This is a genomic window from Agrobacterium sp. SORGH_AS 787, from assembly GCF_030819035.1.
GTDB classification, from domain to species: domain Bacteria; phylum Pseudomonadota; class Alphaproteobacteria; order Rhizobiales; family Rhizobiaceae; genus Agrobacterium; species Agrobacterium larrymoorei_B.
Genome location: NZ_JAUTBG010000002.1, coordinates 957,769 through 970,302 on the forward strand (window position 1 = coordinate 957,769; position 12,534 = coordinate 970,302).

The 12,534-nt window shown below is 60.3% G+C and carries 8 protein-coding genes; 4 read left to right on the forward strand and 4 right to left on the reverse strand.

The window, feature by feature from the left end; all coding sequences use genetic code 11:
• Nucleotides 1–2: 2 nt before the first annotated feature.
• The 4 genes from trpB to QE435_RS13940 all read left to right on the forward strand — a co-directional run bounded on the left by trpB (nt 3) and on the right by QE435_RS13940 (nt 4,493).
• The gene (gene trpB / locus QE435_RS13925) at nt 3–1,223 is read left to right on the forward strand and encodes a tryptophan synthase subunit beta (RefSeq protein WP_306934707.1); all 1,221 of its coding nucleotides are present in this window, start codon (nt 3–5) and stop codon (nt 1,221–1,223) included.
• A gap of 1 nt (nt 1,224) precedes the next feature.
• Complete coding sequence (gene trpA / locus QE435_RS13930; protein WP_309772068.1) at nt 1,225–2,052, forward strand: tryptophan synthase subunit alpha; 828 nt, start codon at nt 1,225–1,227, stop codon at nt 2,050–2,052.
• Between the two features lie 164 nt (nt 2,053–2,216).
• The gene (gene accD / locus QE435_RS13935) at nt 2,217–3,110 is read left to right on the forward strand and encodes an acetyl-CoA carboxylase, carboxyltransferase subunit beta (protein ID WP_349041741.1); all 894 of its coding nucleotides are present in this window, start codon (nt 2,217–2,219) and stop codon (nt 3,108–3,110) included.
• Nucleotides 3,111–3,149: 39 nt separating this feature from the next.
• The gene (locus tag QE435_RS13940) at nt 3,150–4,493 is read left to right on the forward strand and encodes a folylpolyglutamate synthase/dihydrofolate synthase family protein (RefSeq protein ID WP_349042863.1); all 1,344 of its coding nucleotides are present in this window, start codon (nt 3,150–3,152) and stop codon (nt 4,491–4,493) included.
• An 82-nt stretch (nt 4,494–4,575) separates the two neighbouring features.
• Here the strand turns inward: QE435_RS13940 and trxA are convergent, their stop codons facing one another.
• The 4 genes from trxA to QE435_RS13960 all read right to left on the reverse strand — a co-directional run bounded on the left by trxA (nt 4,576) and on the right by QE435_RS13960 (nt 12,524).
• Nucleotides 4,576–4,896 carry a thioredoxin gene (gene trxA / locus QE435_RS13945; RefSeq protein WP_062424674.1) on the reverse strand — a complete coding sequence of 107 codons (321 nt, stop codon included), beginning with the start codon at nt 4,894–4,896 and terminating at the stop codon, nt 4,576–4,578.
• 75 nt (nt 4,897–4,971) lie between these two features.
• Nucleotides 4,972–8,550: a double-strand break repair helicase AddA gene (gene addA / locus QE435_RS13950; protein ID WP_349041742.1), complete on the reverse strand. Its 3,579-nt coding sequence runs from the start codon at nt 8,548–8,550 to the stop codon at nt 4,972–4,974.
• Nucleotides 8,540–11,716: a double-strand break repair protein AddB gene (addB, locus tag QE435_RS13955; protein WP_349041743.1), complete on the reverse strand. Its 3,177-nt coding sequence runs from the start codon at nt 11,714–11,716 to the stop codon at nt 8,540–8,542. The genes addA and addB overlap by 11 nt, the downstream gene beginning before the upstream one ends.
• An 88-nt stretch (nt 11,717–11,804) precedes the next feature.
• A complete protein-coding gene (locus tag QE435_RS13960; protein WP_349041744.1) occupies nt 11,805–12,524 on the reverse strand; it encodes a nucleotidyltransferase family protein in 720 nt (239 codons plus the stop codon).
• Nucleotides 12,525–12,534 lie beyond the last annotated feature (10 nt).

Sequence of the window (12,534 nt, forward strand, 5' to 3'; positions counted from 1 at the left end):
AAGTGAACGAAACGCTGAAACCCAACTCGTTTCGCGCCGGTCCCGATGAGGACGGACGCTTCGGTATCTACGGAGGCCGCTTCGTTGCCGAAACGCTGATGCCTTTGATCCTCGACCTGCAAGCCGAGTGGGAAAAGGCCAAGAACGATCCGGAGTTCAAGGCAGAGCTTGAACACCTTAATACCCATTATACCGGTCGCCCGAGCCCGATCTATTTTGCCGAACGCCTCACGGCTGAGCTTGGTGGCGCGAAGATCTACTTCAAGCGCGATGAGTTGAACCACACCGGTTCGCACAAGATCAACAACTGCCTTGGCCAGATCCTTCTTGCCAAGCGCATGGGCAAGACCCGCATCATCGCCGAAACCGGTGCCGGTCAGCACGGCGTGGCCTCCGCGACGGTCGCCGCACGCTTTGGTATTCCGTGCGTGGTCTACATGGGCGCGACGGATGTGGAGCGTCAGGCGCCCAACGTGTTCCGCATGAAGCTCCTCGGTGCCGAAGTGAAGCCGGTGACGGCTGGCCACGGCACGCTGAAGGATGCCATGAACGAGGCGCTGCGCGACTGGGTCACCAATGTCGACGACACCTATTACATGATCGGGACAGCAGCTGGCCCGCATCCCTATCCGGAAATGGTGCGTGAGTTCCAGTCGGTTATCGGTAAGGAAGCGCGTGAGCAGCTGTTGGCACTCGAGGGTCGTTTGCCGGATATGCTGGTCGCAGCCGTAGGCGGTGGTTCCAACGCCATCGGCCTGTTCCATCCATTCCTCGATGATACGAGCGTCAAGATTGTCGGCGTCGAAGCGGGCGGCAAGGGTCTGGACGGTGAAGAGCATTGCGCCTCGCTGACCGCCGGTTCGCCGGGAGTCCTGCATGGCAACCGCACCTATCTTCTCCAGGACGGTGACGGCCAGATCAAGGAAGGTCATTCCATCTCGGCCGGTCTCGATTATCCGGGCATCGGGCCTGAGCATTCCTGGCTGAAGGATGCCGGTCGCGTGGAGTATGTGCCGATCATGGACAATGAGGCGCTTGAGGCCTTCCAGATGCTGACGCGCACCGAAGGCATCATTCCAGCGCTTGAGCCGAGCCATGCGCTGGCCGAAGTCATCAAGCGCGCGCCGAAGATGGGCAAGGATGAGATCATTGTGATGAATCTCTGTGGCCGCGGCGACAAGGATATTTTCACGGTCGGTAAAATTCTGGGAATGGGACTCTGATATGACTGCACGTATGGACAAGCGCTTTGCCGATCTGCGTGCGCAAAATCGTCCGGCCCTCGTGACCTACTTCATGGGCGGCGATCCTGATTTCCAAACTTCGCTCGGTATCATGAAGGCTTTGCCGGAAGCCGGTGCCGATGTGATCGAACTCGGCATGCCGTTTTCCGACCCGATGGCCGATGGCCCGGCGATCCAGATGGCCGGACAGCGGGCGCTGAAGGGTGGCCAGACGCTGGCAACCACGCTCGATCTGGCGCGTGAATTCCGCAAGGAAGATGACGAGACGCCGATCGTGCTGATGGGTTACTACAATCCGATCTACATCTACGGCGTCGACAAGTTTCTGGACGACGCGCTCTCAGCCGGCATTGACGGACTGATCGTGGTCGATCTGCCGCCAGAAATGGATGACGAATTGTGCATCCCTGCTGTCGAGAAGGACGTCAATTTCATCCGTCTGGCAACGCCGACAACCGATGAGAAGCGTCTTCCGACTGTCCTGAAGAACACCTCCGGCTTCGTCTATTATGTCTCGATGAACGGGATCACCGGTTCGGCCTTGCCCGATCCGTCGACGATTTCCGGTGCCGTGGAGCGGATCAAGTCGCATACCGATCTGCCCGTCTGCGTCGGCTTCGGCGTCAAGACGGCCGATCACGCAAAGGCGATCGGTGCGGTGGCCGATGGTGTCGTGGTCGGTTCGGCCATCGTCAACCAGATTGCGCTGAGCCTCACCAAGGATGGCAAGGCGACGAATGACACTGTGCCGGCGGTAACAACACTGGTAAAGGGCCTTTCGACGGGCGTGCGCGCCTCGCGCGCATAAGACCAAGGCGGTATCAGGTCGGCACCGACTTGAAATCGCCATGCTGATTTTGAATTAAGAGAAGACGAGCGGAATAAGGTTGAAATCGCAGCGATGCGTCACCATTCCGCTCAACTGCTGCCGAAGGATCGTCGGTTCAGCGCGGACAGTCAGGAGTAAAAAACGTGAACTGGATTACCAATTACGTACGCCCGCGGATCAATTCCATGCTGGGCCGCCGGGACACCCCGGAAAATCTCTGGATCAAGTGCCCGGAAACCGGCGAGATGGTCTTCCACAAGGATCTGGAAGATAACAAGTGGGTCATTCCCGCGTCAGGCTTCCACATGAAAATGCCAGCAAAGGCGCGCCTTGCCGATCTTTTCGATGACGGTGCCTATGAGGCGCTGCCTCAGCCGAAAGTGGCACAGGACCCGCTGAAATTCCGTGATTCGAAGAAATACTCCGACCGCTTGCGCGATAGCCGCGTAAAGACCGAGCAGGAAGACACGATCCTGGCGGGCGTCGGCAAGCTTCAAGGCCTGAAGATCGTCGCTGTCGTGCACGAGTTCCAGTTCATGGGTGGCTCGCTCGGCATTGCCGCAGGCGAGGCGATCGTCAAGGCATTCGAGCGTGCGATTTCGGAGCGCTGCCCACTCGTCATGTTCCCGGCTTCCGGCGGTGCGCGCATGCAGGAAGGCATACTCTCGCTGATGCAGCTTCCGCGCACGACGGTTGCAGTCAACATGCTCAAAGAAGCGGGCATGCCGTACATCGTGGTTCTGACCAACCCGACGACGGGCGGTGTGACAGCCTCTTACGCCATGCTGGGTGATGTCCACATTGCCGAGCCTGGGGCTGAAATCTGCTTCGCCGGCAAGCGCGTCATCGAGCAGACCATCCGCGAAAAGCTTCCCGAGGGTTTCCAGACTTCGGAATATCTTCTCGACCACGGCATGGTGGACATGGTCGTCGATCGCCACTCGATCCCCGATACGCTCGCCAATCTTTTAAAGATCATGACGAAGACGCCTGCCAACACCTCGAAGGATGTCGTGCCTCTGGCCGCCACGGCCTGACACCTCGAACAAATCGCTCCGGAGGGGTGGATGACAGATATGACGAAGCCTGACATGAGCGAGGCAGAACGCATCATCGACAGATTGATGCAGCTTCATCCCAAGGGCTTCGATCTATCATTAGACAGGATCACCCGTCTCCTTGAGAAGCTCGGCAATCCCCACAAGCGCCTGCCGCCCGTCATTCATGTGGCGGGCACCAATGGCAAAGGCTCGGTCTCTGCCTTCAGCCGTGCTCTGCTGGAAGCGGCAGGCCTTGCCGTCCACGTTCACACCTCACCGCATCTGGTCAACTGGAACGAACGATATCGCATCGGTGTCTCCGGCGCACCCGGGCGACTGGTGGAAGACGCCATGCTTGCCGATGCCCTGGCAAGAGTGGAAGCCGCGAATGATGGCCAGCATATTACCGTTTTTGAAATCCTGACCGCAGTCACCTTCGTGCTCTTTGCCGAACAGCCAGCGGATGTGGTCGTTCTGGAAGTCGGTCTCGGCGGCCGTTTCGATGCGACCAACGTCATTTCCAATCCGGCGGTCTCGGTGATCATGCCGATCTCGCTCGACCATCAGGCCTATCTCGGCGATCGCGTCGAACTCATCGCCGCGGAAAAGGCTGGCATCATGAAGACCGGCTCGCCGGTCGTCATCGGTTATCAGGAATACGACGCCGCACTCGATGTGCTGATCGCTACCGCCGAGCGGCTGAAATGTCCGACAGCCGTCTATGGTCAGGATTTCTCCGCCCATGAAGAACATGGACGCATGGTCTACCAGGACGAGTTCAGCCTTGTCGATGCGCCACTGCCGCGCCTTCCCGGTCGCCATCAGCTCGGCAATGCCGCGGCTGCCATTCGCGCCGTCAAGGCTGCCGGCTTCAGCGTGACCGACCGCATGATCGAAAAGGCCATGACCTCGGTCGAATGGCCGGGCCGCCTGCAACGCATCACCCGTGGCCGCATCTTCGACCTTGCGCCAAAGGGGAGCGAAATCTGGATTGACGGCGGTCACAACCCTGGCGCGGGCGAAGTCATCGCCGAAGCCATGGCAGGGTTTGAAGAAAAGAGCGCGCGTCCGCTGATTCTGATTGCCGGAATGATCAACACCAAGGATCAGGTCGGCTATTTCAAGGCTTTCGCCGGCATTGCCGAATACGTCTTCACCGTGCCGATCCACGGGTCCGATGCAGCGATCGACCCGGTCGTCCTCGCTCACGCCGTCTTTGATGCCGGACTGACGGCGGCTCCTACGGCTTCCATCGAAGAAGCTCTTGAAGAGTTGGCTAAGCGTCTCGACCCTAACAAGCCCGCGCCGCGAATCCTGATCGGCGGATCGCTCTATCTCGCCGGTAATGCGCTGGCGCTGAATGGCACACCGCCACAATAATCGCGAAGGCATCACGCAACCGACGACCAAGAAAAAAGCCCGGCAGAACCGGGCTTTCTTTTAATCTTGCATGGGCAAACGATCAGGCGGCGCTGGAAATCCAGGCAGAAAGTGCCGTCTTGGGAGCGGCACCGACCTTGATATCAGCCACTTCACCGCCCTTGAACATGGCAAGCGTCGGGATGGAGCGAACGCCGAACTGAGCAGCAAGCTCAGGATTTTCGTCGATGTTCAGCTTGGCGACCTTCACCTTGCCAGAAAGTTCCGTAGCGATCTCTTCGAGGCTCGGGGCAATCATCTTGCACGGGCCGCACCACTCGGCCCAGAAGTCTACGACGACTGGCTCAGCGGATTCGAGAACTTCAGACTGGAAGTTGGAGGTATCGACTTTCACGGTAGCCATAATTGGCTCTCCTTTCAGTGAATCTGTTCGGCATTCATGTGATGCGGGGGATGAGCATTTTCAATGTCCGGTATCTCACTTTGTCGAGATTGCGGCAAGGGCTTGTGACAGCGCTTCGTCCTTGAGCGTCACGAAGGATGCGTTCTCCGTATAGACGAGCGCGCAGGTAAAGACTTTGTCCGGGTAGAGCGGCTTCAAAATCTCGCGGTAGATTGCAAGCTGGGCGATATGGGCGAATGGAATGGTGTTCTCGTTGGCTGGCGGTATCCTATTGGTCTTGTAATCCACCAAAATGACGCGCTCGCCATCCACCGCGAGGCGGTCGATCCGGCCGGAAACGGCGAAATCCTGTTTGCCAAGGCGCAATGTCCCCATGATCGAGACTTCTGCCCGGCTGCTGGCGGAGAAGGCCGATTGAATTGCCGGCTCGGACAGAACGGCGAGCGTGGTGCGGATCAGCCTCTCGCGTTCCCTCTCTGGCCAGTAGCGCGCCGCACGCTCCGCATAGCGACGGGCGGCGTCTTCCCGCTCATGCTGGGGATAGTCGGGCAGCGTCTGCAGCATCCGGTGCACAAGACGCCCGCGTTGCAGCGCAAGGCCGGACGATGTTTCCGGTTTGGTAAAGAGCGGGGAGGAGACAATAAGATCGTCTGCGCCGTCATCGACGATCGTCCCGGCGCCGGACGGGCTGAGCGGCCGGGGAAGGGCAGGAGCCGGTGGCAGTGGTTGCATCAGCGAGGCGGGAAATGCCTCGGGTGCGGCGCTCGGCAGCACCTTGCTCTCGGCGATCGTTCTGGGTGCCTGCGCATGCATTTGCCACAACAGACCGTCCCAGGCTTCGCCACCTGCCTGGAACTGATGCGACGCGCATCGTGCTTCATCGACGGCAAGCGCCCGCTTGATCATCTGGTGCCAGCAATCCGGGTTGTCCTTCGGTCCGCGATAGCCGCAAACGATCAGATGGTCGGCAGCGCGCGTCATGGCGACATAGAGGAGACGGCGATACTCTTGCTCCGCCGCATCCTTCAAGCGGCCATCATCCTGGTCGATCAGCGTGTTGTCGAAGCTCTTTCCCGGCAGCCATACGGGAAATGCGGCATACTTGGTCTCGAGAAAGCGCAGCCGAGGCACATGGCTCGGAATGAAAGCCTTCGAGCCGCCATCGACCAGAAACACCACGGGTGCCTCGAGACCCTTGGAGGCATGAACCGTCATGATGCGGACTTCGCCGCGCTCCTTGTCCTGCTCGCGCTTGATCTCTGGCGCGTCTGTCTCCAGTACGGAGATGAAAGATTGCAGGCCGGGAAGGCCGGTCTTTTCGTGATCGAGCGCAAAGGACAGAAACTCATCCAGAACGTCGCTCGCCTCGTTGCCGAGCCGCGCAAGAAAGCGCTTGCGACCTTGATAGATGGTCATCACCGCCGCATAGAAATCGTGGATCGTCGCGGTACGGGAGAGCGCAATGAGGGAGGAGAGGGTTTCAAGCGTCTCGGTAAAGCGGCTTCCATCGTCTTGCGCACGCTGCTGGAGATGATCCCAGACGCTCGTCTTCTCAGGACGCTTGGCCGCTAGGTCAAAAATATCGTCTTCATCATGGTTGAAGAGCGGGCTTTTCAGTAGCGCCGAAAGTGACAGATCGTCCTGCGGCAAAAGCACGAAGCGCCCCAGCGCCAGCAGATCCTGGATGGCGATGTGGTCCGTCAGCCGCAAGCGGTCGGCACCGGCAACGGGAATGTTCTTGCGCTGCTTCAACTCGCGCGTCAGCGCGTTGACGAAGGCATGGCGCTTGCGCACCAGCACCAGAATGTCGCCCGCCTCGATAAAACGTTCGACACCGTTCTCGATCACCGTTTCGGTGCCGATCATCGCTGCGATACGCGCGGCAATCCGGCGTGCAACAATGGCGGGCGGGGCGCTTTCGCGCAACGCATCGAAGGGCGCCGTCCAGTCTTCTTCATCTTCCGCGGGCTCGGCGGCAACCATGTCCCACAGTTCCACCGTTCCGGGCTGCCCAAGGCGGTTGGAGCGATGCTCGACGGGTTCGTTGTCGGCGCTGAGACCGGCGGCATTCTCGGGTAAAGAGAAGACCTGATCCACTGCGGCCAGCACATCCGCCGTGGAACGGAAGGACAGCGGCAGACGCACGGGATGAAAGATCTGCTGGACGGCACTCACCCGCCGCGCCGTCTCTTCGCGTTCCTGCGAAAACCGCTCCGGCCTTGCGCCCTGGAAAGAATAGATCGACTGCTTTTCGTCACCCACGGCAAACAATGTGCGTTGACCAGCGCGCGCCGTCTCGCCATGGAAGAAATCTGCCGCCAGCGACTGGATGATTGACCACTGTACCGGGCTCGTATCCTGCGCCTCATCGACAAGAATATGGTCGATACCCTGGTCCAGCTTGTAATGGACCCAGGCACCTGCCGTATCGCGGTTAAGAAGCGTGGCTGCGCGCTCGATCAGGTCTTCGAAATCGAGTTGGCTGCGTTGCTTCTTCAAGTCCTCGAAGTCGCCGATCAGCCGATCCGCAAGTGTGAGAGCATGCCGGGTGGCTTCGAGCATGCGCAGCGTCCGGTACCGGTCGCGGCAAGCAACCACATGGGCGCGCGCAAGCGTCAGGTCATCCAGAAGATTGGGTGCTGCGGTCTGCATCGCCTTGTTGATCACGTAGGCATCGGATTTGCGCTCGCCCTTCTGGGTGAGCAGCGCGCTTTCAATGAAGGCGATACGCTTGAACGGGTCGCTTTCCCTCGCTGCTTCCCGCAACGCATAGGACACCTCATGGGTGCGCGCCCCGCCAACCTCGTCGGACAGCGTCAGATAGGTGTCGAGCGACAGGCCGGAGAGACCTGGGAGTGGCCAATAGGCCGCCGCTGCCGTCTCAAGCGTCTCACTGGCACCGATGCTGGCATGGCGTCGAAGCGCCGCGTCGATCCCGCCGCTGCGTGCAGCGTCTTCAAGAAAGCCGCGCAGAGGATTGCGGTTGGCAACGATGGCGCTCAGCAGCGCTTCCAGCCCGGTCTCGTCGGCCAGATCGAGCACATAGGCAAGCGCCAGCGCCAGTGGTGTGTCGCGTTCCAGCGAAACGGCGGTCAGCAGGCTGCGGCGCGCCTCTGCCAAGAGACTGCTGGCGGCACGGTCATCCAGAACCGAGAAGTGGCCGGCGACATTCGCTTCCAGCGGAAACTGGTGTAGCAGCGCTTCGCAAAAGGCGTGGATCGTCTGGATTTTCAGTCCGCCCGGTGTTTCCAGCGCCTTGGCAAAAAGACGGCGTGCCTCCTTCAGCTTGATCGCGTCCGGGACACGGCCTTCAATTGACGTGATGCGGTCTCTCAAGGCGGTGTCGGAGAGCGTGGCCCAATCCGCGAGACGATCAAAGACACGGCTCGACATTTCCGAGGCCGCCGCCTTCGTATAGGTCAGGCAGAGAATGGCGGAGGGGCGGCAACCGGCCAGCAGCAGACGGATCACCCGCTGCGTCAAAACATGTGTCTTGCCCGAACCCGCATTGGCCGACACCCATGCCGAGCTTTTCGGATCGGACGCGCGGGTCTGCTGCCGTGTCGTCCAGTCGATCCATGCGCTTGGTTCGTCGCGCTCCGGCCCATGATCGAGAGCCTGCTCGGCGGCGTATTCGAAAAGATCATTCGCCATCGCCATCTCCCGGTTCTGCGGTGGACCATTCGGAGACGCGCGCCAGATGGTCGTACTCGCCGCCATAGGATTGCTGTTCTTCCGGGATCAGGCGCGACACGAAGCCGTTCTTACCGTCTCGCAACGCTTTGATGAACTTGCTCAGCTGCTCGATCGAGTCCGTCGCCAGTTCCGCCGCGCTCTTCGGTACCGTCTTGGCGGTCGCCTTGGCGTTCTCGTTGTTGACGACATCGGTGCCAAAGCGCTCTCCGGGCCGCAGGCGCACATAGATCAGATCCTCCGGCGTCGGCGTTCCGGCGTCGCGGAAAGCGCCCCGCATCAGAGCGGCCGCTTCCAGCGCCAGTTGCGGATCGAGGAGGGAGCGGGCCTGTTTCACAGTCGGGGAGAGCCCCGTCTTGTAATCGACAATATCCGCCTTGCCGTTGGTCTTGATGTCGATCCGGTCGGCCACGCCGGTCAGCCGGATACCGGCCTCTGGAATATCCTGTCCGGCGCGGGCCTCCACATAGGAGCGGCGCACTATGGGACGGCGATCTTTCTCCCAGGCGAGAAACTCGCGCGCCACAGCAACGAAGCGCGGTCGCCAGACGATATCGATATGTGCTGGCAGGTTCTCTTCGTCGAAACACGCATTCAACACGCGCATCATCGCATCTTCGGATGTCGGGGTGCCGGGAACGTGCTCCTCGCGAGAGTAAAGTTCAATAATGCGGTGATAGAGCGTCCCGCGGTCGGCAGCGCCTGGATCGCGGTTGAACTCGTCCAGCGGATCGAGCTTCAGAATGCGCCGCGCATAGATGGAGTAGGGGTCACGGCGAAGCCGTCCGACCTCGCTGAAGGAATAGCTCTTCGGCTGCAAATCGGCAGGTGGGGTAGGGGCAGGGCGTCGCGCTGGATCCTGCGTCTCGCTGTCATCCAGCATCATCGCCCAATGGCGGTAGGATTCGCCGCGTTGCTTCAACGCCTCGGCAAAATCCTCTCCGCCCAACGCCAGCAGCCTTTGCAGCCAGCGCGAAGCAACGGCAGGCGTTGAACCCTGGCGCAGTGCGCGGCTGTAGATGATGTGACGGGTGCCGTTTGCCATCTCAAAATCATGCGCCAACTGCCCGATGCGGCGTTCCGGCGGCTCAAGCCCGATCGACGTTTTCATGCTGCGCGAGAGGAAGGGATTGTTGGCCGTTTGCCCGGGCCACACGCCTTCGTTCAAACCGCCGATGATGACGGTATCCACGCTTTGCAAACGTGCTTCTAACGCGCCAAAGATGAAGACGCGCGGGTGTCGCATGGCGCGTGGTTTGATCGATTCGCCCGCGACGAAGGCAGCGACGATATCGATCCATTGCGGACCATCCGCCTCCAACGCATTGCCGCACTCCATCAGTTCGGCAAACAGGGTTGAAAGCTTTTCGCCCGCCTCGCCGGACCAAAGGCTTACCAGATCGCCAGCCTCATCCAGGCAGATCGCCTCGATCACCCGGCCCGAACACTCCGCCCATTCAGCCAGCGTCAGGCGGGAGGTGAGGCGACCGCGCAGCGGATCGTGATGGATGAAAGCCTGTTCCAGCGGTTCTATCGCGGCTTTAACACGCGCCGCCAACTCTCCAGCCGCAAGCGGCGCATCCTCGGACAGTGCCGTACGCCAATGCGGCGGATGGCGATCGTCGGCATGAAGTGCCATCTGATGCGCCAGAAGTTCACCGAGGTTGCCAAGCGTCGTCTCTTCGCGCCCTCCGCGCAGGGCCAGAAGCTCAAGCGCTGCAACTGCCTCAGTCATCTGAGGTTCGCTAAGACCAAAGCGACAAAGCGGGTGCTTTAACAGAGAAATGACCGCCACCGGATCGCCAGGCCGCAAGATCGCTTCCAGCGCCAATTGCAGGAGCCCGGCCTGTGGCGTGGCAGAGAGCGGCGTCCCGGCGGAATCGTCCGCCTCGATGCCAAAACGGGCAAGCTCCGTCGCCACCCGTCGCCCAAGCCCGCGATCCGGCGTAATGAGAGCTGCCTGTGAAGGTCCGTTCTGACCGGACTTTTCAAGCGCCAGTCTTAGCGCGATGGCGATTGCGGTTGCTTCCTCGCGTTCATTGGCGGCCTCTATCATCGAAGCGGCAGAGAAGGCATTTTCGAAGAAGGCCGGGGTTTTGTCCGCGCACCACTCGTTCCATTCCGCTGTCGCCCGAACCGGCGCAAGAGCGGTGGAAAAAATGGCGGCGCGGTCTTGCAGGTCGCGGTCCAGCGCACCGATCCGCTCCACATCGCGACGCAAGACGCCGAGCTTCTGCAACAGAATGAAAAGGCCATATTGCGAATGGGTGCGGCTTGCCGCGTCATCCGGCGCTTCATTGATCGCCTGCCACTGATCTTCCGGCATGTCGAGGTCGAGACCGGGAAGCACGACCGTGCCATGCGGCAGCGAGGCGACGGCCGCAATCAGATCGGCGGCAGCGGGAATGGAGCCGGTGGAACCTGCAACGATGATTGGATCCGTCGTCACGATCTTCTTCAGCCGGTCTGCCTCAGCGCGCAAGATGGCGTTGCGATGCCGACCGGCAGAAGAGCGGTTAAGCTCGGTGAGGCGAGCTGGCCAGTAAATGCTTGCGATTTCCAGAAACTTTGCCGTCAACTGCCACCATTGGGCGTGATCGGCCGTATCCAGTTCGGAAAGCGCTTCCCAATCCTTGTCTTCCGTATCCATCGCATCGATGACTTCGGAGAGTGCCCGCGCCAGCCAGATCGCATCCGCCGGGCTTGCGGGTGCCACGAGCGGCGAATCGGAATGGATAGCGCGGATCGCATCCGGCAGACTGTTTCGCCAGGCAAGAATCAGCCGTGCCAGTTCCACAAGCCGCGCCGTGCTGGAAATTGGAGGTGCAAGATCGATTGTCGCAGGCGTTTCAATGTCGAAATAGCCGCTGTCGTCATCGGTCTCGCCGAGCGGGCGGATGACTGGCAGAATGGCCGAACGACCGCCGAGAATATCGACGAATTCGGAGCGCAGCACACGGGCCGAACGGCGGGTCGGCACATAGATCGTCACGCGGGCAAGCGACAGCGGGTCGGCCGGATCATAGGCAAAGCCCTTCGCGAGTGTCCCCGCACAAAGGCTCTGCGCCAGCGTCTTTAGAAAGGGTGTTCCCGGCGCGATGGTCAGGATGCGTTTGGCAGGCGCCAATGGTTCGACCTTCTCTCGGATTAAAGCACGATGCTTCGATTTAAAGCGTTAGAGCGTCCTTTTTGCGTCCTAAAGGATGCACGGCGCTCTAAACGGAAGCGACAGTTCGCTCCGCATCCTCTATAGCATCCGGTGTGCCGACCGTAATCCACTGACCGTCCAGCATCACGCCATACAGACGGTTTTTTGCAATGGCACGGTCGAAATAGATATTGAGGTTGAAGGCATCGACAGGGGCATCGTTCAGCAGGCGCGTATCCATGGCGATCGCGCCAGCGTAAACCACCGGGTGGGGTTCACCCTCCTGATAACGGGTGAGGCGCCCATCCTCTGCGAAGTTGAAATCCTTCTTGCCGTTATGGCCGGTCGTGCGATCCATATCGACGCAAAGCATCGCCATATCCATGCGGCCAGCATCGAACCCTGCCGCAAGCTTCTGTAGATTGGTGGGAAGGCCAGGCGTTTCACCGACCCAGAAGAGATCGGCATTCATCACCAGAACCGGTCCTGGCGTCAGCAATTTCAAACCCTTGGCGAGACCGCCGCCGGAATTCAGCAACTGCGCGCGCTCATCCGAGATCAGGATCTCAAGGTCTTGACGGCCTTCAAGATGCGCCACCATCTGCTCGGCATGGTGATGGACGTTGATGGAAACCGTCTCGACTCCCGCCGCTGCTAGGAGATCGAGCACATAATCGATCATCGGCTTGCCCGCGATCTTGACCAGCGGCTTGGGGATCGTGTCGGTGATCGGGCGCATTCTCGTGCCGAGACCTGCTGCCAGAACCATCGCTTGTCTGATCGTCATGGGAAAAGCT